The sequence below is a fragment of the Myroides phaeus genome (genome assembly GCF_009799805.1).
Classification (GTDB): Bacteria; Bacteroidota; Bacteroidia; order Flavobacteriales; family Flavobacteriaceae; genus Flavobacterium; species Flavobacterium phaeum_A.
The window spans coordinates 1,428,476-1,453,813 of sequence record NZ_CP047050.1; the positions used below are offsets into that span (position 1 = coordinate 1,428,476).

At 34.3% G+C, this 25,338-nt stretch carries 20 protein-coding genes; all 20 read left to right on the forward strand.

What is annotated here, in order from left to right; genetic code table 11:
* Positions 1-28: 28 nt before the first annotated feature.
* The 20 genes from nrfD (at position 29) to GQS07_RS06530 (ending at position 25,338) form a co-directional block, all read left to right on the forward strand.
* Positions 29-1,438 (forward strand): NrfD/PsrC family molybdoenzyme membrane anchor subunit, encoded by a 1,410-nt coding sequence (nrfD, locus tag GQS07_RS06435; protein WP_090405542.1) that lies wholly within the window; start codon positions 29-31, stop codon positions 1,436-1,438.
* A gap of 5 nt (positions 1,439-1,443) precedes the next feature.
* Complete coding sequence (locus GQS07_RS06440) at positions 1,444-1,965, forward strand: DUF3341 domain-containing protein (protein WP_090405540.1); 522 nt, start codon at positions 1,444-1,446, stop codon at positions 1,963-1,965.
* A gap of 7 nt (positions 1,966-1,972) precedes the next feature.
* Positions 1,973-2,521, forward strand: coding sequence for a c-type cytochrome (locus tag GQS07_RS06445; protein WP_158210106.1), 549 nt, complete (start codon positions 1,973-1,975; stop codon positions 2,519-2,521).
* 31 nt (positions 2,522-2,552) lie between these two features.
* Entirely contained in the window at positions 2,553-3,866 is a 1,314-nt protein-coding gene (locus GQS07_RS06450) for a quinol:cytochrome C oxidoreductase (RefSeq protein ID WP_158210107.1), read from the forward strand.
* 17 nt (positions 3,867-3,883) lie between these two features.
* Positions 3,884-5,047, forward strand: a complete 1,164-nt coding sequence (locus GQS07_RS06455) for a cytochrome c oxidase subunit II (protein WP_158210108.1) — start codon at positions 3,884-3,886, stop codon at positions 5,045-5,047.
* Positions 5,048-5,074: 27 nt separating this feature from the next.
* Entirely contained in the window at positions 5,075-6,874 is a 1,800-nt protein-coding gene (locus GQS07_RS06460) for a cbb3-type cytochrome c oxidase subunit I (RefSeq protein ID WP_158210109.1), read from the forward strand.
* A gap of 94 nt (positions 6,875-6,968) precedes the next feature.
* Positions 6,969-7,997, forward strand: a complete 1,029-nt coding sequence (gene ruvB, locus GQS07_RS06465; protein ID WP_158210110.1) for a Holliday junction branch migration DNA helicase RuvB — start codon at positions 6,969-6,971, stop codon at positions 7,995-7,997.
* Positions 7,998-8,006: 9 nt separating this feature from the next.
* Positions 8,007-8,933: a tRNA epoxyqueuosine(34) reductase QueG gene (queG, locus tag GQS07_RS06470; RefSeq protein ID WP_158210111.1), complete on the forward strand. Its 927-nt coding sequence runs from the start codon at positions 8,007-8,009 to the stop codon at positions 8,931-8,933.
* 63 nt (positions 8,934-8,996) lie between these two features.
* Positions 8,997-11,276 (forward strand): NADP-dependent malic enzyme, encoded by a 2,280-nt coding sequence (locus GQS07_RS06475; protein ID WP_158210112.1) that lies wholly within the window; start codon positions 8,997-8,999, stop codon positions 11,274-11,276.
* A gap of 91 nt (positions 11,277-11,367) precedes the next feature.
* Positions 11,368-11,949 (forward strand): Holliday junction branch migration protein RuvA, encoded by a 582-nt coding sequence (gene ruvA, locus GQS07_RS06480; protein ID WP_158210113.1) that lies wholly within the window; start codon positions 11,368-11,370, stop codon positions 11,947-11,949.
* Positions 11,950-11,952: 3 nt separating this feature from the next.
* Complete coding sequence (gene sprA, locus GQS07_RS06485; RefSeq protein ID WP_410505313.1) at positions 11,953-19,374, forward strand: cell surface protein SprA; 7,422 nt, start codon at positions 11,953-11,955, stop codon at positions 19,372-19,374.
* Positions 19,375-19,431: 57 nt separating this feature from the next.
* Positions 19,432-19,812 carry a glycine cleavage system protein GcvH gene (gene gcvH / locus GQS07_RS06490; protein ID WP_158210114.1) on the forward strand — a complete coding sequence of 127 codons (381 nt, stop codon included), beginning with the start codon at positions 19,432-19,434 and terminating at the stop codon, positions 19,810-19,812.
* A gap of 88 nt (positions 19,813-19,900) precedes the next feature.
* Complete coding sequence (locus GQS07_RS06495) at positions 19,901-20,182, forward strand: VanZ family protein (RefSeq protein ID WP_233269321.1); 282 nt, start codon at positions 19,901-19,903, stop codon at positions 20,180-20,182.
* Positions 20,183-20,235: 53 nt separating this feature from the next.
* The gene (gene deoC / locus GQS07_RS06500) at positions 20,236-20,982 is read left to right on the forward strand and encodes a deoxyribose-phosphate aldolase (RefSeq protein ID WP_158210116.1); all 747 of its coding nucleotides are present in this window, start codon (positions 20,236-20,238) and stop codon (positions 20,980-20,982) included.
* Positions 20,983-21,074: 92 nt separating this feature from the next.
* Positions 21,075-21,989, forward strand: a complete 915-nt coding sequence (gene cyoE, locus GQS07_RS06505; RefSeq protein ID WP_158210117.1) for a heme o synthase — start codon at positions 21,075-21,077, stop codon at positions 21,987-21,989.
* An 8-nt stretch (positions 21,990-21,997) separates the two neighbouring features.
* Positions 21,998-22,579 carry a heme-copper oxidase subunit III gene (locus GQS07_RS06510; protein ID WP_090405496.1) on the forward strand — a complete coding sequence of 194 codons (582 nt, stop codon included), beginning with the start codon at positions 21,998-22,000 and terminating at the stop codon, positions 22,577-22,579.
* A gap of 44 nt (positions 22,580-22,623) precedes the next feature.
* The gene (locus GQS07_RS06515; RefSeq protein ID WP_158210118.1) at positions 22,624-23,604 is read left to right on the forward strand and encodes a cytochrome c oxidase subunit 3; all 981 of its coding nucleotides are present in this window, start codon (positions 22,624-22,626) and stop codon (positions 23,602-23,604) included.
* 18 nt (positions 23,605-23,622) lie between these two features.
* The gene (locus GQS07_RS06520; protein WP_158210119.1) at positions 23,623-23,979 is read left to right on the forward strand and encodes a cytochrome C oxidase subunit IV family protein; all 357 of its coding nucleotides are present in this window, start codon (positions 23,623-23,625) and stop codon (positions 23,977-23,979) included.
* 77 nt (positions 23,980-24,056) lie between these two features.
* Positions 24,057-24,713, forward strand: coding sequence for a hypothetical protein (locus GQS07_RS06525; RefSeq protein ID WP_233269322.1), 657 nt, complete (start codon positions 24,057-24,059; stop codon positions 24,711-24,713).
* 1 nt (position 24,714) lies between these two features.
* Complete coding sequence (locus tag GQS07_RS06530; protein ID WP_158210120.1) at positions 24,715-25,338, forward strand: SCO family protein; 624 nt, start codon at positions 24,715-24,717, stop codon at positions 25,336-25,338.

A 25,338-nucleotide genomic window follows, 5' to 3' on the forward strand; every position in this document is an offset into this window, starting at 1 on the left:
TATTAATTAAAGAAACATATAAAGGATTATGTCGTCACATTACGAAGCACCCATTAGAAAACCTTTAGTTATTGGTGAAAAATCATATCACGATATAACTGTAGATGTGGCTAGACCTGTAGAAGGAAGAGCTAATAAATTATGGTGGACAGTGTTCTCTATAGCTTTAGTAGCTTTTTTATGGGGTGTAGGTTCAATGGCTTACACTGTTGGTACAGGTATTGGTACTTGGGGATTAAATAAAACTGTAGGTTGGGCATGGGATATTACCAACTTCGTTTGGTGGGTAGGTATCGGTCACGCTGGTACACTTATCTCAGCCGTATTATTATTATTCAGACAAAAATGGAGAATGGCTATTAACCGTTCTGCAGAGGCAATGACAATTTTCTCTGTAGTTCAGGCTGGTTTATTCCCTATCATTCACATGGGACGTCCATGGTTAGCTTACTGGGTATTACCTATTCCAAACCAATTTGGTTCATTATGGGTAAACTTTAACTCACCATTATTATGGGACGTTTTCGCGATTTCTACGTATTTATCAGTATCATTAGTTTTCTGGTGGACTGGTTTACTTCCTGACTTCGCTATGTTACGTGATAGAGCAATTACGCCATTCACAAAAAGAGTATATTCAATTTTATCATTTGGTTGGTCAGGTAGAGCAAAAGACTGGCAACGTTTCGAAGAGGTATCTTTAGTATTAGCTGGTTTAGCTACTCCATTGGTACTTTCTGTACACACGATTGTATCTTTTGACTTTGCTACTTCAGTTATCCCTGGATGGCACACTACAATCTTACCTCCTTACTTCGTAGCTGGAGCTATTTTCTCTGGATTCGCAATGGTAAACACGTTGTTAATCATCATGAGAAAAGTTTCTAACTTAGAAGCTTACATTACAGTTCAACACATCGAGTTGATGAACATTATTGTAATGATTACAGGATCTATCGTAGGTGTTGCTTATATTACAGAGTTATGGGTAGCTTGGTATTCAGGAGTAGAGTATGAACAATACGCATTCTTAAACCGTGCTACAGGACCTTACTGGTGGTCATATTGGTTAATGATGACTTGTAACGTAATTTCTCCACAGGTTATGTGGTTCAAGAAAATTAGAACGAACATTATGTTCTCATTCATTATCTCGATTATTGTAAATATCGGTATGTGGTTTGAGCGTTTCGTAATTATCGTTACATCATTACATAGAGATTACTTACCATCTTCATGGACAATGTTCCAACCTACTTTCGTAGATGCTGGTATTTATATTGGAACTATTGGTTTCTTCTTTGTATTGTTCTTATTGTATTCAAGAAGTTTCCCTGTAATTGCACAGGCAGAGGTGAAAACTATCTTAAAATCTTCTGGTGAATATTACAAGAAAGCAAGAGACTCTAAAGAGAATCATCAATCTTTAAATCATTAATCATTATGAGTAACAAAGTAATTCACGTATTATACAATGATGATGATGTATTGTTAGATGCAGTAAAAGAAACTAGATCTGCTCATCATCATATTGAGGAAATATATACTCCATTCCCAGTACACGGTCTTGATAAGGCTATGGGATTAAAACCAACAAGACTTGCAATTTGTGCATTCTTGTATGGTTTGGTAGGTTTGTCTTTCGGTACTTTCATGATGTATTTTATTATGATTGTAGACTGGCCTCAAGATATTGGAGGTAAACCAAGTTTTAGCTTCATCCAAAATATGCCAGCTTTCGTTCCAATTATGTTCGAGATGACAGTTTTATTTGCAGCTCACTTAATGGTTCTTACTTTCTTCATGAGAAGTAAATTATGGCCTTTCAAAAAAGCTGAGAATCCAGATGTTAGAACTACAGATGATCACTTTTTAATGGAGGTAGCTTTAAATGGCGACGAAGAGTCTGCTATTGAGTTCTTCAAAAAAACTGGAGCAGTTGAAGTAAAAGTAATTGAAAAGTAATTGTAGAATGAAAACGATATATAAAATTGTAGCTTTAGTAGGAGTATCAGTTTTGACTACTTCTTGTTTTAATAAAGAGCGTCCTAACTATCAGTTTATGCCTAATATGTACGAATCAGTTGCATATGAAACATATTCTGAAGTTCCAACTACAGTATTTAAAAACGGTAAAGAAGGACAGATTCCTGCAGAAGGATCTGTACCTCGTGGATTTCAACCTGAGGAGTATGCAAATACTCCAGAAGGTTTAGCTAGCGCAAAAGCTAACTTGAAATCACCATTATCTGTTGAGGAGAAAGACTCAGAGAAAGGTAAAGAATTGTATACAATTTACTGCTCTGTTTGTCACGGTGCAAAAGGAGATGGAAAAGGTAATTTGGTAAAAAGAGAGAAATTCTTGGGGGTTCCTAACTATAAAGATAGAGAGCTAACAGAAGGGGGTATTTACCATGTAATTACTTATGGTTTGAATTCAATGGGATCTCATGCTAATCAATTAAATCAACACGAGCGTTGGTTAGTTACAGATTACGTTTTAAAATTGAAATCAGAATAATAAATTGTAAAACTTATTTGAAAGTTTAGATATGTACACATTTTCAAAAAACTTGAAGACTTTTGCAATCGTTCTTATGGTCTTAGGACTTGTAGGGATTGCATATGGTTTCTTCAGTGCACCAAAGACTACTGCTGAAGTAGAGCAGATCTTAACTGAGCAAGCGCATCACGATGGTGGTGCGAGTCACGCTTCTGGACACGATTCTTCGGTTTCAGATGCAGATCATGAAGCTCACCAACAGCATTTAGAGCACGTTTTGACTCAAATGCAAAACAAACCTTGGACAGCGTTGTACGTAGCATGTATTTTTGTTATGTTAGTGTCTGTAGGTATTTTAGCGTTCCACGCTATTAATTACGCTGCAAGTGCAGGATGGTCTCCTGTTCTTTTCAGAGTAATGGAAGGTTTATCAAGTTATATTTTACCTGGTTCTATAATCTTCTTCGTTATTTTGTTATTGTCTGTATTCAATTTTAACCATTTGTTTATTTGGGCAGATCCTAACATTGTAGCACACGATACAATTATTCAAGGTAAAACAGGATATTTAAACGTTCCTTTCTTTATCATTAGAGCAGTTGTTTACTTAGGAGGATGGAACATTTACAGAATCTATGCTCGTAAACAATCTTTAGCTTTAGACGCAACAGGAGATTTAGTATTCCACAAAAAGATGTTCAAAGCATCTGCTGGATTCTTAGCTTTCTTCATCGTTACTGAGTCTATGGCATCATGGGATTGGATCATGTCAATTGACACACACTGGTATAGTACATTATTTGGATGGTATGTATTCGCAAGTTTCTTTGTAACTGCTATTACAACTATCGCATTTGTAACTTTATACTTAAAAAACAAAGGATATTTAGAATTTGTTAATACTTCTCACATTCACGATTTAGCTAAATTTATGTTTGGATTAAGTATTTTCTGGACTTATCTTTGGTTCTCTCAATTTATGTTGCAATGGTACTCTAATATTCCAGAGGAAGTAACTTACTTCATCTTCAGAATTCAAGAGTATAACTTACCATTCTTCGGAATGTTGTTATTGAACTTTGTGTTGCCATTAGTATTATTAATCAATACAGATTTCAAACGTTTAACTTGGATTGTAGTTATGGCTGGTACATGTATCATCGTTGGTCACTATGTTGACTTCTTTATGATGATTTCTCCAGGTACAGTAGGAGGATCTTGGTTTATCGGTGTTCCTGAAATTGCTGCATTTATGTTCTTCATCGGATTATTTATCTATGTTGGATTTACAGCTCTTACAAAAGCACCATTGTTAGCTAAGAACAATCCTTTGATTGAAGAGAGTAAACATTTTCACTATTAATATCTAAAAATAAACAAATGACAAGTTTATTAATATTAGCTGTAGTTGTGTTATTGGGAATTGCTATTTGGCAATTGACTAAGATCTTTGATTTAACTCAAGTTGGTTCTGGTCCTAATGACACAAATGCGGAAATCGCAAATGAGAAAGATAATAACATCAACGGTTATTTAACTTTCGCTTTCTTAGGATTTATCTACATTTTTACTATTTTTTGTTTAGTAGAGTATGGTAGCTTTCCTTTGATGAGTAACCCTGCTTCAGAGCACGGTACACAAGTTGACAACTTGATGTGGATTTCAATGGGATTAATCTTCATCGTTCAGATTTTTACACAATTTTTATTACACTACTTTGCATTCCAAGGTCGTGGAGTAAAAGGTAGAAAAGCAAAATATTTCTCAGATAATGATAAATTAGAGGCTATCTGGACTATTATCCCAGTTATTACATTATCAGGTTTGATCCTTTATGGATTATTCGCTTGGAATGACATTATGTTTGTTGATGAGGAAGAAGACGTTTTAATTGTTGAAGTTTATGCTAAACAATTTGGATGGGATGTTCGTTACTCAGGACAAGATAATACGTTAGGAAAAGCAAACGTTCGTTTTATCGAAGGAATCAATGTAGTTGGAGTTGACATGTCAGATCCAAATGCTAATGACGATAAAATGGCAAAAGAATTACACTTACCATTAGGAAAGAAAGTTGTATTGAAATTCCGTTCACAAGACGTTCTTCACTCTGCTTACTTCCCTCACTTTAGAGCACAGATGAACTGTGTTCCTGGGATGGTAACTCAGTTCGCATTTACTCCAACTGTTACAACAGAAGAAATGAGAACTCGTGAGGAGATTGTTAAGAAAGTAAATAATATTAACAATATTAGAGCTGATAGAAGTCAAGATTTAGTTGCTAAAGGTGAAGAGGCTTTAGATCCATATTCATTCGATTACTTATTATTATGTAATAAAATTTGTGGAGCATCTCACTATAACATGCAAATGAAGGTAGTTGTTGAAACTCCTGAAGAATTTGAATCTTGGTTAAAAGAACTTCCTACATTAGGAAATCAAGTTGCTGAAGAGAAAAAATCTAAAGAAGCTCCAGCTGCACCAGCAGTAGAAGAAGCTGAAGTAGAAGTTGATTCTGAAGCTATCGCTCAAGTAGTAAAATAAAACTCACGTATTAAAATCAATTTAACTATGTCAGCAGAAGGACACGAAATTATTAATGATCACGATCTTCATGATCATCATGATAAAGGAAACTTCTTTACTAAATATGTATTTAGTTTAGACCATAAAATGATTGCCAAACAATACCTTATTACAGGTATTGTTATGGGAATCATAGGGATTGTGATGTCTCTTTTATTTAGAATGCAAATCGCTTGGCCAGAAGAATCTTTTACAGTATTCAAATGGTTATTAGGTGATAAAATGGCTCCTGATGGAGTAATGAAGAATGACGCGTACTTAGCATTAGTAACAATGCACGGTACGATTATGGTATTCTTCGTATTAACAGCAGGTTTAAGTGGTACGTTCTCGAACTTACTTATTCCATTGCAAATTGGAGCACGTGATATGGCTTCAGGATTCTTGAATATGCTTTCTTACTGGTTATTCTTTATTTCTGCAGTAATTATGATTTTATCATTATTCGTAGAAGGAGGACCAGCATCTTCTGGATGGACAGTTTATCCTCCATTAAGTGCTTTACCAAAAGCGATTCCTGGATCAGGTATGGGGATGACTTTATGGTTAATCTCAATGGCAATCTTTATCGCATCTTCTTTAATGGGATCTTTAAACTACGTTGCTACTGTAATTAACTTAAGAACAAAAGGAATGTCTATGACAAGATTACCATTGACAGTTTGGGCTTTATTTACTACAGCTATCATCGGTATCGTTTCTTTCCCTGTATTATTATCAGCTGCTTTATTATTATTATTCGATAGAAGCTTTGGAACATCATTCTTCTTATCTGATATTTATTTAGCAGGAGAAGTATTACATTACCAAGGAGGTTCTCCAGTATTGTATGAGCACTTATTCTGGTTCTTAGGTCACCCTGAGGTTTACATCGTAATCTTACCAGCAATGGGTATTACTTCTGAAGTTATTGCATGTAACGCTCGTAAACCAATTTTCGGTTACCGTGCGATGATTGCTTCAATTTTAGGTATTGCTTTCTTATCAACAATCGTTTGGGGTCACCACATGTTCGTATCGGGAATGAATCCATTCTTAGGATCTGTGTTTACTTTCACAACATTGTTAATTGCAATTCCATCAGCTGTAAAAGCGTTTAACTATATCACTACAATTTGGAGTGGTAATATCCAAATGAACCCATCTATGCTTTTCTGTATAGGTTTCGTTTCAACTTTCATTACTGGAGGTTTAACAGGGATTATTTTAGGAGATTCAACATTAGATATCAACGTTCACGATACATATTTCGTTATTGCTCACTTCCACTTAGTAATGGGTATTTCTGCTCTTTACGGAATGTTTGCTGGTATCTACCACTGGTTCCCTAAATTATTTGGAAGAATGATGAACAAAAACTTAGGTTACATCCACTTCTGGGTAACTGCAGTTTGTGCTTACGGAGTTTTCTTCCCAATGCACTTCATCGGATTAGCTGGATTACCTCGTCGTTACTACTCAAACACTGCTTTCCCATTGTTTGATGAGTTCTACGATGTGAACGTGTTAATTACTGTGTTCGCTTTAGTAGGTGCTGCTTTCCAATTAGTGTTCTTATGGAACTTCTTCTATAGTATTTTCTATGGTAAGAAAGCTACTCAGAACCCATGGAGAAGTAACTCTTTAGAATGGACTACACCAGTAGAACATATTCATGGTAACTGGCCAGGTGAATTACCAGTTGTTTACAGATGGCCTTATGACTACAGTAAACCAGGTTTACCTGAAGACTTTGCTCCTCAAAATATGCCTTTTGTAGAAGGTGAAGAGCAATTACATCACTAAGAAATAGCTTGTCTATTATATATAAAAAAGGTCATCCTAATCGGATGGCCTTTTTTGTTTTTAAGAGATTGATAATTTAATTTATCTTTGCGATATGAATGAGAATTTGAACCCTACTAATAAACACTTTTCTCCGGAAGAGAATGATATAGAAAAAAAGTTAAGACCACTATCATTTGATGATTTTGCTGGTCAAGCTTCTGTTTTGGAAAATTTAAAGATTTTTGTTGAGGCAGCTAATCAACGTGGCGAAGCCTTAGATCATACTTTGTTTCACGGACCTCCCGGTTTAGGAAAAACTACATTGGCTAATATTTTAGCGAATGAATTAGATGTAGGGATTAAAATTACATCAGGTCCTGTATTGGATAAACCTGGTGATTTAGCAGGATTACTTACTAATCTTGAAGAGAGAGATGTGTTGTTTATTGATGAGATTCACCGTTTAAGTCCAATTGTTGAGGAGTATTTATATTCTGCAATGGAGGATTTTAAGATTGATATAATGATTGAATCAGGACCTAATGCAAGGTCAGTTCAAATTCATTTGAATCCATTTACATTAGTTGGAGCTACAACTCGTTCAGGGTTACTGACAGCACCTATGCGTGCTCGTTTTGGTATTCAAAGTAGATTACAATACTACAACAAAGAATTACTTGCCACTATTATAGAAAGAAGTGCTTCAATTCTTGGTGTGCCTATTGATTTAGAAGCAGCAATTGAAATAGCTGGTAGAAGTAGAGGTACGCCTCGTATTGCCAACGCTTTGTTGAGACGTGTGCGTGACTTCGCACAAATAAAAGGTAATGGAACAATTGATGTTGCAATCTCGCAATATGCCTTGAATGCTTTAAATGTAGATTCATTTGGATTGGATGAGATGGACAACAAAATCCTTTTAACCATTATCGATAAGTTTAAAGGAGGACCGGTTGGTTTGTCAACGTTAGCTACTGCTGTATCAGAAAATGGAGAAACTATTGAGGAAGTATATGAACCTTATTTGATTCAGGAAGGATTTATTATTCGTACACCAAGAGGTAGAGAGGTAACAGATAAAGCTTATGAGCATTTAGGACGAAAGCGAGTTTCTCGTCAGGGTGGACTTTTTGACGAATAGGTAAATACTATGATTGAAAATAAGAGCAAACACGCTGCAATGATTAAAGCTGAAGCTCTCCGTTTAGGTTTTATGTCTTGTGGAATTTCCAAAGCTGATTTTTTGGAAGTAGAAGCTCCTCGTTTAGAACGTTGGTTGAATAATCAAATGCACGGTCAAATGAGTTATATGGAGAATCATTTCGACAAGCGGTTAGATCCTCGATTACTTGTTGAAGGTGCAAAAAGTGTTGTATCACTTACTTTAAATTATTATCCAGAAGAAACACAGATAGAAGATTCGTATAAGATTTCCAAGTATGCTTATGGTGAGGACTATCATTATGTTATTAAAGACAAGTTAAAGGAGTTACTCTATTTTATCCAAAGTGAAATAGGTGATGTAGATGGGCGTGTTTTTGTTGATTCAGCCCCTGTTTTAGACAAAGCCTGGGCAGCAAAAAGTGGTTTAGGTTGGGTAGGAAAAAACAATAATTTAATTAATCGAAAGAGTGGATCTTTCTTTTTTATAGCAGAGTTAATCATAGATTTAGATTTAGAAACCGATGGACCAACAACGGATCATTGTGGAACGTGTACCAAATGCATAGACGCCTGTCCAACCAATGCAATTGAGAGTCCATATATCGTTAATGGTAGTAAATGTATTTCGTATTTAACCATAGAATTAAGAGATGATATTCCATCAGAATTTGCTAACAAATTGGATGATTGGATGTTCGGTTGTGATGTTTGTCAGGACATTTGTCCTTGGAATCGATTTGCAAAGCCTCATAATGAGCCTCGTTTTATTCCCAATAATGAGTTAATGCGCTTGGAAAAAAGAGAATGGACAGAATTAACAAAAGACACATTCAATGAAATCTTTAAGAAATCCGCAATAAAGAGGACTAAATTTGAGGGTTTATTGCGAAATATACAATTTTTAGCCGACTGAATTACTTAATTTTGATTATTAGGCAAAAATGCTACCTTTGTTTATCATGTTAAATGAAAATTTATGAACAAAGATAGTTTACGCAAAGAAGCATTAAAGTACCATGCGGAACCTATACCAGGTAAGATTCAGGTAGTTCCGACTAAAAAGTACTCTTCTCAGAGAGATTTAGCATTAGCATATTCACCAGGAGTTGCTGAGCCATGTTTAGAAATTGCAAAGGATGTAAACAATGTTTACAAGTATACAGCTAAAGGAAATTTAGTAGCAGTTATCTCAAATGGTACTGCAGTATTAGGACTTGGTGATATCGGACCTGAGGCTTCAAAACCAGTAATGGAAGGTAAAGGTTTATTATTTAAAATTTTTGCAGATATAGATGTTTTCGATATTGAAGTTGACACAACTGATGTTGAAAAATTTATAGAGACAGTTAAAAATATTGCTCCTACTTTTGGAGGAATCAATTTAGAAGATATAAAAGCGCCAGAGTCTTTTGAGATTGAAAGACGCTTAAAAGAGGAATTAAATATTCCTGTAATGCACGATGATCAACACGGTACAGCAATTATTTCAGCTGCAGCATTAATTAATGCGGCAGAGTTAGCTGGTAAGAAGCTTGAGGAAGTAAAGATGGTTGTATCAGGTGCAGGATCTGCTGCAATTGCTTGTGCTAAGTTATATGTAGCATTTGGTGTTAAGCAAGAGAACATCAAAATGTTTAACAGTAAAGGTGTTTTAAAGAAAAATGATGACCGTATTTCTGACTTGCAACGCGAATTTGCAATTGATGGAGATATATCATTAACAGATGCGTTAAAAGGAGCTGATGTATTTATCGGATTATCTACGGCAGATGTTTTAAAACCAGAGATGCTTTTAGGAATGAGTGAGAATCCAATTGTATTTGCAATGGCTAATCCGAAACCTGAAATAGATTATAATCTTGCAGTGGAGACACGTAAAGATGTTATTATGGCAACAGGTAGATCTGACTATCCTAACCAAGTTAATAACGTTTTAGGGTTCCCATATATTTTCCGTGGTGCTTTAGATGTTAGAGCAACGAAAATTAACGAAGAAATGAAAATGGCAGCTGTAGTAGCATTAGCTAAATTAGCAAAAGAGCCAGTTCCAGAACAAGTTAATATAGCATACGGAGAAACGAAGTTTACTTTCGGTCGAGAGTATATTATTCCAAAACCATTTGATCCACGTTTAATTTCTGTAGTTCCTCCTGCAGTAGCGAAAGCAGCTATTGAAACAGGTGTGGCAGACGCGGTTATTACAGATTGGGACAAGTATAAAACAGAGTTAGAAGTTCGTATGGGTAGCGATAATAAGCTTGTAAGAATGCTTATTAACCGTGCAAAAGTAGAACCGAAACGCGTAGTTTATGCTGAAGCAGATCATTTAGATGTTTTAAAGGCAGCACAAATTGCTTACGAAGAAGGGATTGCAATTCCGATTCTTTTAGGGGATAAAGAAACGATTCTTGATTTAAAGAAAAGCATCGAGTTTACTGCTGATTTAGAAATTATTGATCCAAAATCAGAAGAACAAAAAGAAAGACGTGAAGCATTTGCTAAAGCATATTGGTCAACAAGACAGCGCAAAGGTATTACATTGTATGATGCTACTAAATTGATGGTAGAGCGTAATTATTTTGCAGCAATGTTAGTTAACCAAGGACAAGCAGACGCTTTATTAACTGGTTTCTCTCGCAATTACCCTACTGTTGTAAAACCAATTTTAGAGTTAATACCAAAAGCAGCAGGAGTTACTAAAGTGGCTACTACAAACTTAATGATGACTAAAAGAGGACCGATGTTCTTAGCAGATACAGCTATTAACCCAGATCCTTCAGCAGAAGATTTAGCAAAAATTGCTGTAATGACTGAGAAAACAGTTCGTATGTTCGGTATGGAACCTGTAATCGCTATGTTGTCACACTCTAACTTTGGATCAGCTGCAAATGAATCGCCAGCAAAAATGAAAGAAGCAGTACGTATCTTACACGAACAGCATCCTGATATGGTAGTTGATGGAGAGATTCAAATGGACTTTGCATTGAACAAAGAAATGTTGAAAGCGAAGTTTCCATTCTCAAAATTAGTTGGTAAAACAGTTAATACTCTTGTATTCCCTAATTTAGATTCAGCAAACATTACTTACAAAATGTTGAAAGAGCTAAATAAATCAACTTCAATTGGGCCAATTATTTTAGGATTGGACAAAGCAGCTCACGTATTCCAATTAGGAGCAAGTGTTGATGAAATGGTGAATATGACTGCTGTAGCAGTTGTAGATGCACAAGTTCGCGACAATAGAAAAAAGAAATAAGAAACTGTCTTTACGATTAGTTTAACACTCGTGCTGAATGTTACTAAATAGTTAATAATTATTTGCTATTTTTGAAGTAAATTTAGACGAGATGATTGCACATATTCAAGGAAGATTAGTTGAAAAGACACCCACTGAAGTGGTGATAGATTGCGGGGGAGTTGGATATCTTATCCATATTTCCCTGCATACTTTTTCTCAAATAGGTTCCTCTGAAAACTTAAAATTATATACTTACCTACAAATTAAAGAAGATGGGCACACTCTTTTCGGTTTTAGTGATAAAATTGAAAGAGAGTTATTTAAGCTTTTAATATCTGTTTCAGGTATTGGAGGTAATACAGCACGAAATATGCTATCTTCAGTTTCCCCAAAGGAATTATTACAAGCTATTGCATCTGCAGATGTTAAGACAATTCAATCTGTAAAAGGAATTGGAGCAAAAACGGCGCAACGTGTAATTTTAGATCTTCAAGAAAAGGTTCTAAAATTATATAATATTGATGAAGTTTTACCAGTTATTAACAATACTAATAAAGATGAAGCGTTATCTGCATTAGAAGTACTTGGCTTTATGCGTAAGGCGGCAGAAAAAGTGGTGGATAAAATTATTAAGCAAACACCAGATGCTTCAGTAGAGTCTATCATTAAGCAAGCTTTAAAAAACTTATAAATCTTGAAGGGGATAATTCCTAATATTAAATCGTACCTGTTTTTGGTATTCTTACTACTATGTGGTTTGCAGCGTAGTTATGGACAAGAATTACCTGAAGAGGTTGTAGATTCACTACAAACAAAATACGATGTTGGTAAAATTGTAATTCCTGATCCTCAGATGATCAAGGAAGGCTATACCTATGATCCTTATACGGACATGTATTATTTTACTAAGACATTTGATGGGTTTAATGTGAATTATCCACTGATATTAACGCGTAAAGAATTTGAAGAGATGATACTACGCGCTGAAATGCGTAAGTATTTTCAGCAGCGTTTTAATGCGATGCATGGTCGTCTTGACGATGATGATGAAGCTTTACGTGATATGTTACCTCGTTATTATGTGAACTCTAAGTTGTTTGCTGGAATTTTTGGTTCAAATACTATTGATGTTAAACCTTCCGGTTCTGTAGAATTTGACATGGGGGTTCGTTTTAGCAAGCAAGATAATCCAATACTATCACCGCGTAACCGCAAGAATATGACGTTTGATTTTGATCAAAGGATTAGTATGGGGTTACAAGGAATGGTAGGTACTCGTTTAGGAGTAAATATTAATTACGATACACAGGCTACTTTTGATTTTCAAAACATGATGAAGTTGGCATTTGAGCCTGATGAAGATGATATTGTTAGATCAGTAGAAGTTGGTAACGTTAGTATGCCAATTAGTGGGTCATTGATACGTGGTGCGCAAAATTTATTTGGTGTTAAGACACAACTTCAGTTTGGTAGAACAACAATTACAGGGGTATTCTCAGAACAAAAATCAGAAACTACTTCTATGCGTGCAGAAGGAGGAGGAACGCTAGAAGATTTTGAGTTATACGCATTAGATTACGATGAGGATAAGCACTTTTTCTTATCACAATACTTCCGAAATAATTACGACGAAGCTTTAAAAAATTATCCTTACGTTAGAAGTAGGGTAAGAATTACACGTGTAGAAGTTTGGATTACCAATCGCTACAATAGTGTAAATCAAAACAATAATAATTCTCGAAATATTGTAGCCTTACAAGATTTAGGGGAGGGGCGTAATAAAGTTGGGAAAAATGACACAGATGTTATTGGTATAGGTAATCCTGAAAATGGGTTCTTTGTTAATTTACAAAATAACGCTTTTCCGAATAACGCAAATAACCAGTTTGATCCGGGTAAAATAGGAAGTAACTATTTAACACCAGCTATACGCACAAGTACTTCAGGAAGTTCTGCCTTTACTATTTCAGTTCAAGAAGGAAAAGACTTTGTACGCTTAGAGAGTGCAAGAAAGTTAAATCCAAGTGAGTTTACTTTTCATCCCCAATTAGGATATATTTCTTTACAACAGCGTTTATCTAATGATGAAGTATTAGCTGTTGCTTACCAATATTCTATTGGAGATCAAGTATATCAAGTAGGGGAGTTTGGTACAGACTCAGGAATGACTACAGCAACGGAAGGTAATTTAAAGCCAGGAGATCCTAATTATTTTCCTGGAAATGAAGATGTTCCAAGATCACAAGCATTAATTCTAAAAATGCTTAAAAGTAATTTGACTTTAGTAGGACAACCTGTTTGGAAATTGATGATGAAAAATATTTATCAGATTCCAAATGCGATGTATTTATCTCAAGATAAGTTCCGTTTTAATATTTTATATACAGACCCGAGTCCATTAAACTACATTTCTTCAGTAACAGATCAACCGTTACCAGAAGGAGTTGAGCGTACTCCTCTTTTAAAAGTTTTTCATTTAGATCAATTAAATAATACAAACGACCCTCAAGCAGGAGGAGATGGTTTCTTTGACTTTGTACCCAATAAAGGAATGCAAGAAGTTTTTGATCCAAATAACCCAGGGGGTAGTACCAATAATAGTAATTATGGAAATGGAGGTTATGGAAATAACAACAACTATGGAAATAATAATAATTATGGCAATAACGGGTATGGGAATAATAACAATCAGTATAGTGGTAATGTATTTGAGGGGATAACGATTGACCCAACTAATGGGCGATTGATATTTACAACAGTAGAACCATTTGGAGAGCATTTATTTAAGCAGCTTGAAGATAATGTTGCCAATACTGATTACGATAATTCTGAGACTTACAATAAAAACCAGAAAAAGTATGTTTTTAGAGAGATGTACCGTACAAGTAAGACAGATGCGGAAAGACGTCAAAGTGAAAAGAATAAATTCCAATTAAAAGGAAAGTATTCAAGCCAAATGGGAGAGGGAATCCCAATTGGAGCGATGAATGTTGCACCGGGATCTGTAGTTGTGCAAGCAGCTGGACGCGTACTTGTAGAAGGCGTTGATTATACAGTTGATTACAGTAGAGGGCGTGTTATGATCTTAGACCAAGGATTATTAGCGTCAAATACGCCTATTGATGTTTCTGTAGAAAACAATACGATGTTTGGACAGCAAACCAAGCGTTTCTTTGGGTTAAATGTTGAGCATAAATTTAATAAAGACTTTATTGTAGGAGGTACGTTTTTACGTTTATCTGAAAGGCCTTTTACACATAAGTCAAATTATGGTGAAGAAGCAGTAAACAATACTATATGGGGCTTTAATGCACAATATTCGACAGAAGTGCCCTTTTTAACAAGGTTAGTAAACAAGTTGCCGAATATTGATACAGATGTAGAATCACGCGTATCTTTTAGAGGAGAGTTTGCTTATTTACAGCCTGGAACTTCAAAGCTTGATCAGATGAATGGTGAAGCTACATCTTACATAGATGATTTTGAAGCTACACAGTCAACGATTGATATAAAAGCACCAAGTGCTTGGAAGTTATCAAGTACACCTATTGGTTTCCATAGATTTACAGATTTCACCAATGCAGATAAGGTTGCACCTACAGCTTATTCTTTAGAAGACGGTTACAGACGTTCAAAGCTGTCTTGGTATATGATTGATCCAGTATTTTTTGTGGGCTCAAAACCAGATGGTGTGACTGAATATGATTTGTCTTCTATTCGTACAAGAAGAATTTATAGTGAAGAGTTATTTCCAAATAAAGATATTGCCTACGGAGAAAGTAGAGTTATTAATACCTTAGACTTGACGTATTATCCAGAAGAAAGAGGACCTTACAATTTTTATAGTGGATATACGAAAAATGCAAAATCTCCAACCCCTAAAAACAACTGGGGTGGTGTTATGCGTGGCTTAAGTACAACAAACTTTGAACAAGCAAATATTGAATTTGTTGAGTTTTGGGTAATGGATCCATATGTTGGTAGGTCTGGAGCTGTAGCAACTACAAATACAGGGCAACTGCGTTTAAACTTAGGATTTATCTCTGAAGATATTTTAAGAGATGGTTATAAACAATATGAAAATGGATTGCCTGATACAGGAGCTAACTTAGTACATACTATAGAAACTATTTGGGGAAAAGTTCCAGCTGCACCTTCATTAATCTATGCTTTTGATACAAGTGCTGAAAATAGAAAACTTCAAGATGTAGGATTAGATGGTCTTAGTGATGAAGAAGAGAGGATAAAATTTGCTGAGTTTGCAAGTTTTGCAGATCCAGCTGCCGATAATTTTATCCACTATTTAGATGCTTCAGGAGGAATCTTACAGCGTTATAGAGATTATAATGGATTAGAAGGAAATAGCCCATCTTCAGGTGGAAGAGGAGGAAATAATCAACCAGATGCAGAAGATGTTGACGGAGATAATACGATGAATACAATTGATGCGTATTATGAATATACTGTTGATGTAAAACCAAACTTACAACCAGGAGAAGGGTATGTTACAGATGTTAGGACTACGATTGTTCCTTTGCCTGATGGACAAGAAACAGAAGTAAGATGGCTACAGTTTAAAATACCAGTAGATTCAAAAGATAAAAAAGAAATTGGAGCAATAAGCGATATGCGTTCAATACGTTTTATGCGTATGTATTTAACTGATTTTGAAAAAGATGTAACATTGCGTTTTGGAACATTAAACTTAGTTCGTTCAGATTGGAAAAAGTTTGATAGAAGTTTAATTGAAGAAACTAATGTAAGCGGGGGTAAAAACACAAAAATTGATGTTGCATCAGTTAATTTGACAGATAACTACGATAAAAAACCTATTCCTTATGTGTCCCCTCCAGGTGTTCGCAGAGAGCAGGTGTATATGAATAACACATTAATAAATCAGAATGAACAATCGTTACTATTAAAAGTTGAAAACTTAACGCATAGAGACGCAAGAGGGGTATATAAAAACTTTAATGTTGATATGCGTCAATATAAAAAACTGCGTATGTTCATACACGCAGAGTCTTTAAAAGAATCAGCTAAATTAGGAGATTATGATATGGCTGCATTCATCCGTATTGGTAGTGATTTGGTGGATAACTTCTATGAGATTGAAATACCATTAAAAGTTACTAATGGTGGAGAGGCAGATCCTGAGGCAATTTGGCCAAAAGAAAATGAATTAGAAGTTGAAATCGACTTATTAGCGAAATTAAAGTTGTTGAAGATGGCAGAATCAGGTAAACCTGGTTATGACGCGTCAAAGACTTTTTATGTAGATGAGTCGGAGTTAAACGGATCAGTCATAGACAAACCTAATAAACTTAAGTTAGGAATTAAAGGTAATCCAAACTTTGGAAAAGTTAGAGTGATGATGCTTGGTGTTAGAAATGTGATGAATGGCGCAGTTGGTGTTGTAACAGGTAAAGAGTTTTCAGGAGAGTTTTGGTTTGACGAGTTGCGTATGTCCGATATGGATAACAAAGGAGGGTGGGCTGCAACAGCTACTATTGATGCTAATTTAGCTGACTTTGCAACTGTATCGATGACAGGTATGAAATCTACAATTGGTTTTGGAGGATTAGAACAAGGACCACAACAAAGAAGTCGAGAAGATAGAAAGTCATATAGCGTTGTAACTAATGTTAATTTAGGACAATTGCTACCTAAAACGTGGGGAGTAAACTTGCCATTTAATTATGCTATCAGTGAAGAGTTTATTACCCCTGAATATGATCCTAATAATCCTGATTTGAAATTAAGTTATATTAAATCAGGAGCGAAATCGTCTGCAGAAGCAGAAGAGGCAGAGAAAAGAGCAATTGATTATACGAAGAGAAAAAGTATTAATTTTATTGGTATAAGTAAAGAAAAGAATCCAGAGAAAAAGAGACATATTTACGATATTGAAAACCTAACATTATCTCATTCATACAATGAAGTGAAGCATCACGATTTTGAGATAGAATCAATGTTAGAACAACAAGCACGTACATCGTTAGATTATACTTATTCATTTGAAACAAAAAGTATTGAACCGTTTAAAAAAGTAAGTTTTTTAAGTGGTAATTATTGGCAATTAATTAGAGATTTTAATTTCAATTTTATGCCAAGTAATATTTCATTTACAAGTAATGTAATGCGTCAGTATAATAGACAAGAGTTTAGATTACTTGATGTAGAAGGGATAGGTTTAGATCCATTGTACAGACGTAATTATTTCTTCAACTATAATTTTGGTTTCAATTTTGATTTGACAAAATCTTTACGTTTAACTTATATAGGAGGTAGTAATAATATTGTAAGAAATTATTATGATGTAACGACTGGTCAAATTGACAATGATAATAGAATCTGGGATGATTATTTTAATATTGGAGAACCTAATCAGTTTTCTCAACAGTTTACATTAAACTATGAGCTACCACTAAATAAGATTCCGTTTTTGTCTTTTATTAGATCAAACTATGCATATACAGGAAACTTTAATTGGCAACGTGCTTCAGACGCTTATTCAAATATTCAACTTGATGACAGCGATGTGTTTTACAGTATAGGGAATACAATTCAAAACTCAAGAACACAAAGGTTAAATACGACTTTAGGAATGGAAACATTATATCGTTATTTAGGTTTAGTAAAGAGTGGTCAACGTAAAAAAGCCACTCCTTCAAAAGCTAAAAAAGCAGCGATTGTTCCAGGACAAAAAGTAGTACAAGCAAAGGATAATACTAAAAAGAATGTAAATGATGAACCAGGAATAGGAACAGCAATAACAGATGCATTAATTGGAATAGTTACTTCTGTAAAAAACATTCAGATAAATTACTCTGAAAATAGCGGAACTATGTTACCTGGTTTTATGCCAAGTGTAGGGTTCTTTGGAACGTCAAAACCAAGCTTAGGATATGTTTTTGGTAGTCAGGCAGATATCAGATATGAGGCTGCAAAGAATGGATATTTGACTGAATTTCCTGAAATGAATCAACCGTATACTACAATTAGTAATAAAACATTAAACCTTACTGCATCAGTAAGTTTGTTGCCAGATTTAACAATTGATTTATTTGCAGAGCGTATGAAGTCTGATAATTACTCTGAGCAGTTTATTGTAGAAGATGGAGTTTATCACGGACAAGCACCATATAGTTATGGAAATTTTAGTATTTCAACAATTATGATGGGAACATCATTCTCTAAAAGTGATTTAATGCAGTCACCTACATTTGATCGTATGTTAGAGAATAGATTGACCGTTGCAAATCGATTAGCGGCAGAAAGAGATCCAAATGCAACAGCAGTAGATCAAGATGGTTTTCCTATAGGATATGGAAAAGGTAGTCAAGCAGTTCTTTTACCTGCATTTTTAGCAGCTTATACAGGAGGGAATGCAGATAAGGTTTCAACAAGTTTGTTTAGAGATATGCCTTTGCCTAACTGGAATATTAAATATACTGGTTTTATGAAGATGAAGTGGTTTAAAGATAATTTTAGACGTTTCTCCGTTCACCACGGTTATCGCGCTTCTTATACATTAGGATCGTATAGCTTCAATCACGAGTATTACAAAGATCCGAATGCGTTAAATCAGTATGGTAATTATCCATCTAAAAATGTAGTAAATAGTGCAACGTTATATGAGCAGTTTAATCCACTTGTTCGTTTTGATTTAGAAACAAAATCAGCCGTAAAAGTTTTGTTAGAAATGAGAAAAGATCGTATGTTGTCTTTAAGTTTTGACAACAATTTACTGACAGAAACAAGAGGGAATGATTTTGTACTTGGGTTAGGTTATCGTGTAAAAGATGTAGGATTTAATTCTATGTATGCAAATAATGGAGCTGGAGGAAGAATATCGAGTGATATTAATATCAAGGCAGACTTAACATTGACTAAGCGAGAAACAATTGTTCGCTATTTAGACTATAATAATAGTCAAATGGGAGGAGGACAAAATATGTGGTCATTAAGAGTAGCGGCAGATTATATGTTGAGTAAAAATTTAACAGCAATCTTTTTCTACGATCACTCATTCTCAAAAGCAGTAATCTCAACTATGTATCCTATAACAAATATTAGAGCAGGATTTACAATGAGATATAATTTCGGAAATTAATGAGGATTGGTTCCTAATTATGTAATAATATTATACATTTGCTAAAAACTAAATAAAATGAATTTACCAGCTAATTTAAAGTACACAAAAGATCACGAGTGGGTAGCAATCGAAGGAGATGTAGCTACAATCGGAATTACTGATTTCGCTCAAAAAGAGTTAGGAGACATCGTTTATGTTGAAGTTGAGACATTAGACCAAACTTTAGACAGAGATGAAGTATTCGGAACTGTAGAAGCAGTAAAAACAGTTTCAGATTTGTTTTTACCATTGACAGGAGAGATTATCGAGTTCAATGAAGGATTAGAAACTGAGCCAGAGTTAGTAAATACTGACGCATACGGAGCAGGATGGATGATTAAGGTGAAAATTTCAGATATGAGTGAAGTAGACTCATTATTATCTGATGCACAATATAAAGAATTGATTGGAGCGTAAGATATTTTTTTGGGTAGGAATTATCTGGACAGTTTTAATATTTATGGGCTGTTTGTTAGATGGTAATACCGTATCCAAAGTGCCAAGTATGGAAATACCTAATAAGGATAAAATAGCACATTTTACCTTTTACTTTGTATTTTCCATAGTATGGTTTAATTATATTGTGAAAAGTAAGCCAAATTACTCGAAAATTAAGTTGACAATTTATATCTTTACTATAGCAAGTGCGACAGGGGGAGTTGTAGAAATATTACAGTATTTCTTTTCTCCAACAAGGAGTGCTGAATGGGGGGATGTATTTGCAAATTGTTTAGGAAGTTTATTTGGGTTGTTACTTTGTTTAACTCTTATCACTAAGAAGAAATAGAATTTCAAAATGACCCCAATTAGGGGTCATTTTTTTTTAAATATAAATAGATTATGCAAGATTTAAGAGAGTTTATGGATTCTACTTATTTAAAAACTGCGACACAAGCTGGTTTAAGTGAAGTAGATAATAGTAAAGTAGTGGCTGAGTTGATTCAAGAAGCTATTGATGAGAAATTTAAATTAGCAATGATTAGACCAGACCACGTTAAGTTAGGTCGTAAAATGGTTGATGAGGCTAATTCAAAAGTAGCAATAGGTACTGTAATCGATTTTCCAGAAGGTAATCGTGGACTTGAAGCTAAATTAGCTGAAGCAAATCAAGCAGTGAAAGACGGTGTAGATGAATTAGACTATGTAGTTGACTATACAGCTTTCAAAAAAGGAGAAGTTGATAAAGTTAAGAATGAAGTAGCTGAATGTACTGCATTAGGACTTAACGCTGGTAAATTAGTAAAATGGATTATTGAAACAGCTGCCTTGACAGATGTAGAGATTGTACAATTAACAGCATTAATCAAAAATGTAGTAATGTCTAAGTTTTCAGAGAAAGACTATGACAAAGTATTCGTAAAATCATCTACAGGTTTTTATAAAACAGAAGGAGGAAAACCAAATGGAGCAACAGTTCCAGCGATTGTTTTAATGCTTGAAAATGCAGGACCACTACCAGTAAAAGCATCTGGAGGAATTCGCGATAGAGAAGCTGCAATTGAAATGATTAAGTTAGGTGTTAAAAGACTTGGTACATCATCGGCAAAAACTATTGTTGAGGGGTCAGGAACTGTAGATAGTTACTAAAACCTTAAAAAAATATTATAATCAAAGCTGTTCTCTTTGTTATTAGGATTTGTTTTAAAAATTGGATTATATTTGCAAATCATTAAAAGTAAATGAAAACAGCTTTGAATTTATCTTCTGAAAAAAATATTTCTAATTCGTTATTGAAGGAATTTAAAGAAATGACAAAAATGGGGTTAGCCTTTAGTGTTGTCTTTTCTACAATAGCGGGTTATCTAATTGCAGTTCCTGATTTAAGCAGCATTAATTTTATAACACTTATTGCACTTGCGGTAGGTGGTTATTGTATGGTTGGTGCTTCCAATGTTTACAATCAAATAATTGAGAAGGAACTTGATGCAAAAATGAAGCGTACAATGAATCGTCCGATAGCTTCAGGACGAGTAAAACCTTCATCAGCATTTGTGTTAGCTACAGTGTTAACAATTTTAGGTATTGGTATTCTATATGCAATCAATCCTAAAACAGCTATGTTTGGCGCTATTTCAATCTTTTTATATACAAGTATTTATACACCGTTAAAGACTGTAACACCACTTTCTGTGTTTGTTGGAGCTTTTCCTGGTGCAATACCTTTTATGTTAGGTTGGGTTGCCGCTACGAATAACTTTGGAATAGAAGCAGGAACACTGTTTATGATTCAATTCTTTTGGCAATTCCCTCACTTTTGGGCAATCGGATGGTTTTTATATGACGATTATAAAAAAGGAGGTTTCTCAATGTTGCCAACAGGAAAAAAAGACACAAAGACATCTGTACAGATTATCTTGTATACAATATGGTTAATGATTGCGTCTGTTTTCCCAGCATTTGGTATGACAGGACGTTTGTACCTTACTCCAGTATCAGCAGTATTAGTTTTTATTGCAGGTTTATGGATGTTGTCAGCAGGAGTAAAATTGTACAAAAAGCGTACAGATAAAGCTGCGCGTTCACTAATGTTAGTAAGTGTTACATATATTTCGTTGATTCAAATAATATATGTTTTAGATAAATTTTTAAGATAATTAAAAACATGGATATTACAGCACAAGAGCAGTATGAAAAGAAGGGGAAAGCATTAAAAGTAATGATGCTTTTTGGAATTGGAAGTATAGCAATGGTATTCGCAGGATTGACAAGTGCGTACGTTGTTAGTAAGTCTCGTCCAGATTGGTTAACAGATTTTGTGTTGCCATCAGCCTTTTTATATAGTACAATAGCAATTTTTTTAAGTAGTATCACTTTTCACCTTGGATATAAGGCAATAAAGAGAGACGATAGAAATAAAACTACTACTTATCTAATTTCTACTTTGATATTAGGATTGTTATTCGTTTTTTTGCAGTTCAAAGGTTTTGGTGAAGTTATTTCCGCAGGATATTTCTTTACTGGAAGTGAAAGTACGATCACAACTTCGTTTTTATACGTAATTGTAATTGTACACATAGCCCATCTATCAGGTGGACTATTAGCATTATTGTATGTAATTTATAATCATTTTAAACAAAAGTATAATTCTCAGCAAAACATTGGAATTGAGTTATGTGCATGGTTTTGGCATTTCTTAGATTTGTTGTGGATTTATTTGTTTTTATTTTTTACATTCTATAAATAGAAAAATATAACTAAATTTGAGAACTTTATAACTAACAACTTTTTATGGGAGCGACAGTTACTACAGCAGCTACTAAAGAAACTACATGGGGCGGAGGAAATGAGCCTCTAAAGGTAAGCTATGGTAAAATGATGATGTGGTATTTCATATTATCAGATTCATTAACATTTTGTGGATTCCTGGTAGGATACGGGTTTACTCGTTACAAATTTCAAGATACTTGGCCTATTGCTGACGAAGTATTTAATCACTTTCCATTTTTACATGGTGTAGATGCACCGATGTATTATGTGGCATTGATGACTTTTATTTTGATTTTCTCTTCAGTTACTATGGTTTTAGCCGTAGATGCTGGACATCAAATGAAAAAGAATAAAGTGGCTACTTACATGTTCTTGACTATTGTAGGAGGATTAGTATTCTTAGGATCACAAGCGTGGGAATGGAAAAACTTTATTAATGGTTCTTACGGAGCTGTTGAAACAAGAGGAGGATCTATTTTACAATTCGTAGGAGAAGATGGAAAACAGATTGCTCTATCTGACTTTGCATTAGTTGATGCAAACAGAAATGAAGCTACATTGACAAGAGCGAACGCAACATGGTTCGTGAAAGGTCCAGAAGCAACAACTTATTCAATCGAAGAAGTTAAAGCAGGATTTGAGGCAAATCCAAATGTGAGAATTAGAACACAAAAAACTACTGATGAAAAACACAAAGAGATTCTTACAAGAGAAGAGTCTGTTACTCGTTTGAATGACGCAGTTTTAGTAGTTGAAGGAGCAAGTTTAATTCGTAATGAGTACGGACACAAAACGTTTGCTGATTTCTTCTTCTTTATTACAGGATTCCACGGATTCCACGTTTTCACAGGTATTTTAATTAATGTGGTAATCTTCTTTAACGTTTTAATGGGTACTTACCAAAAGAGAGGTAGCTATGAAATGGTTGAAAAAGGTGGATTATACTGGCACTTTGTTGACTTAGTGTGGGTATTTGTATTTACATTCTTTTATTTGGTTTAACTTTAAAATTCGAAAAAAATGGCAGCAGAAGCAGCACATCATTCAAATACAAAGAGAATCTGGATCGTTTTCGCAATAATGTCTGTGATTACTTTAGTAGAAGTAGTGTTAGGTATTTTTAAACCTGAATCATTACACCACGTTCATATCTTTGGATTAAGTTTATTAAACTATATCTTCATTATTTTAACTGTTGTTAAAGCTTACTACATTATGTGGGCATTCATGCACTTAGAGCAAGAAAAAGCGGCTTTTAGATGGTCAGTAGCGGGGATATTATCTTTCTTATGTGTTTACTTAATTACTTTAGTTTTGACAGAAGGAAACTATATTTTTGACGTATTCCATAATTCACAGTACAAGTGGATATTTTAATATCATATTATATATGAAAAAGGCGGTTTATTGACCGCCTTTTTTTATTTTTGTGAGTTACATAATAGCATTTAAAAATGAAAAAATACCTTATCTTAGTTTTGTTATTTATTATGCCTATTTGCGCTTATTTATTTTTTGCAACAGGTGTTAATCAGTTTGTACGTCTTCCCGTTATAACTGAAGGTGTAAATGAGTTGCCAATAGGAAAAACCTCATTGAATAAGCAACCAAAATTAGAAGGAAAGATAACAGTACTTGGTTTTCCTGGAGGACATCTTTTTAGAGATCGAGGAGACGCCTTTAATCTTAATCAAAAAATTTATAAAAGATATTTAGACTTTGAAGACTTTCAATTAGTGATGGTATTGCCAATAGGAAGTGAAGCTGAAGCTGAAAAGGTAGTTAATGAATTAAGCCCAATTTCAGATATGTCAAATTGGAATTATTTGTTTTTAAAACCAGAAGAAATTCAAGAGTTTTATAATTCACTTGGATTAGTTGGTAAACTTGATGATGACTTGGCAAGCTTGAATGTTTATATAATAGATAAAGATAAAAACCTTAGAGGTAGAAAAGGACCTAATAAATTAGGGGATTTCGAATATAAAGAAGGTTATTCTACTATTTCAGCTGCGGAGTTAAATAATGATATGATGGATGATGTGAAAGTAGTATTAGCAGAATACAGATTAGCATTGAAACAATATAAACGCATAAACAAAGGTGAATAATATGAAAGATAAGTCGTACATCTGGATATCATTTATTGTATTGATATTTGGTATATGGGCAGTGCCTAAAATTATTAAAAAGTTTGAAAAATCTGATTTACACGTTGTAGGTACAGCACCTAAGTTTGAATTAGTAGATCAAAATAATAAGACAATTAATAACGATAGTTATGAAGGGAAAGTTTACTTAGTTGAGTTTTTCTTCGCTAATTGTCCTACTATCTGTCCTATTATGAATATGAACATGCTTAAACTTCAAGATACTTTTTACGGGAATATGAAGTTTGGTATAGCATCAATTACTATTGACCCAACTCGTGATACAGTAGAAGCTTTGAAAGTTCACGCAGATGAATTAGGAGTTAAAAATCCTTATTGGCATATGATGACTGGAGATGCTACTTATATTTATGATTTAGCTAAAAAGTTTAATCTGTACACAGGAGTTAATCCAGATGCTCCAGGAGGATTTGAACATTCAGGTTTATTTGCTCTTGTAGATAAAAATGGGCAAATACGTTGTAGAATAGATGAACACGGTAACCCAATCATTTATTACGACGGAACTACTGATGAAGGAGTAGAATGGTTAAAACAAGATATTAAGTTATTGTTAGAAGAATAA

Excerpts from the sequence above, each read along its gene's own strand:
- GQS07_RS06450 (WP_158210107.1), top strand. The coding sequence starts at position 2,553 with ATGTACACATTTTCAAAAAACTTGAAGACTTTTGCAATCGTTCTTATG.
- GQS07_RS06510 (WP_090405496.1), top strand. The coding sequence starts at position 21,998 with ATGGATATTACAGCACAAGAGCAGTATGAAAAGAAGGGGAAAGCATTA.
- GQS07_RS06460 (WP_158210109.1), top strand. The coding sequence starts at position 5,075 with ATGTCAGCAGAAGGACACGAAATTATTAATGATCACGATCTTCATGAT.
- GQS07_RS06525 (WP_233269322.1), top strand. The coding sequence starts at position 24,057 with ATGAAAAAATACCTTATCTTAGTTTTGTTATTTATTATGCCTATTTGC.
- GQS07_RS06520 (WP_158210119.1), top strand. The coding sequence starts at position 23,623 with ATGGCAGCAGAAGCAGCACATCATTCAAATACAAAGAGAATCTGGATC.
- deoC (WP_158210116.1), top strand. The coding sequence starts at position 20,236 with ATGCAAGATTTAAGAGAGTTTATGGATTCTACTTATTTAAAAACTGCG.
- nrfD (WP_090405542.1), top strand. The coding sequence starts at position 29 with ATGTCGTCACATTACGAAGCACCCATTAGAAAACCTTTAGTTATTGGT.
- GQS07_RS06495 (WP_233269321.1), top strand. The coding sequence starts at position 19,901 with ATGGAAATACCTAATAAGGATAAAATAGCACATTTTACCTTTTACTTT.
- GQS07_RS06530 (WP_158210120.1), top strand. The coding sequence starts at position 24,715 with ATGAAAGATAAGTCGTACATCTGGATATCATTTATTGTATTGATATTT.
- GQS07_RS06515 (WP_158210118.1), top strand. The coding sequence starts at position 22,624 with ATGGGAGCGACAGTTACTACAGCAGCTACTAAAGAAACTACATGGGGC.
- gcvH (WP_158210114.1), top strand. The coding sequence starts at position 19,432 with ATGAATTTACCAGCTAATTTAAAGTACACAAAAGATCACGAGTGGGTA.
- cyoE (WP_158210117.1), top strand. The coding sequence starts at position 21,075 with ATGAAAACAGCTTTGAATTTATCTTCTGAAAAAAATATTTCTAATTCG.
- GQS07_RS06445 (WP_158210106.1), top strand. The coding sequence starts at position 1,973 with ATGAAAACGATATATAAAATTGTAGCTTTAGTAGGAGTATCAGTTTTG.
- GQS07_RS06475 (WP_158210112.1), top strand. The coding sequence starts at position 8,997 with ATGAACAAAGATAGTTTACGCAAAGAAGCATTAAAGTACCATGCGGAA.
- GQS07_RS06455 (WP_158210108.1), top strand. The coding sequence starts at position 3,884 with ATGACAAGTTTATTAATATTAGCTGTAGTTGTGTTATTGGGAATTGCT.
- ruvA (WP_158210113.1), top strand. The coding sequence starts at position 11,368 with ATGATTGCACATATTCAAGGAAGATTAGTTGAAAAGACACCCACTGAA.
- ruvB (WP_158210110.1), top strand. The coding sequence starts at position 6,969 with ATGAATGAGAATTTGAACCCTACTAATAAACACTTTTCTCCGGAAGAG.
- GQS07_RS06440 (WP_090405540.1), top strand. The coding sequence starts at position 1,444 with ATGAGTAACAAAGTAATTCACGTATTATACAATGATGATGATGTATTG.
- queG (WP_158210111.1), top strand. The coding sequence starts at position 8,007 with ATGATTGAAAATAAGAGCAAACACGCTGCAATGATTAAAGCTGAAGCT.